1 pseudogene is annotated in these 469 nt (G+C 74.4%); it reads right to left on the reverse strand.

The annotated features are described in order from the left end of the window. Nucleotides 1-172: 172 nt before the first annotated feature. Nucleotides 173-469 (reverse strand): annotated as a pseudogene (locus tag A3H92_00135) (hypothetical protein).

The following is a 469-nucleotide window of genomic DNA, read 5'->3' on the forward strand; positions in this document are numbered from 1 at the left end:
CACCACCGCCACTACGGCGACGACGGCGACGACGGCCACCACCGCCACTACGGCGACGACGGCGACGACGGCCACCACGGCCACCACCGCGACTACGGCCACCACCGCGACTACCGCAACCACCGCGACGACGGCCACCACGGCTACTGATCCGTCCGAACCTTCCGGCCCGTCAGGTCCGTCCGGCGGCTCCGAGGGCGATACTCCGTCCGGCGGCGGCTCCGAAGGCGATACCCCGTCCGGCGGCGGCTCCGAAGGCGATGCCCCGTCCGGCGGCGGTTCTGAGGGCGATACCCCGTCCGGCGGCGGTTCTGAGGGCGATGTTCCCCCGTCCGGCGGCGGTTCCGAGGGCGATACTCCGTCCGGCGGCGGCTCCGAGGGCGATGTTCCCCCGTCCGGCGGCGGCTCCGAAGGCGATACTCCGTCCGGCGGCGGTTCCGAGGGCGATACTCCGTCCGGCGGCGGCTCC

Source organism: Rhodospirillales bacterium RIFCSPLOWO2_02_FULL_58_16 (assembly GCA_001830425.1).
Taxonomy (GTDB): domain Bacteria; phylum Pseudomonadota; class Alphaproteobacteria; order Rhodospirillales; family 2-02-FULL-58-16; genus 2-02-FULL-58-16.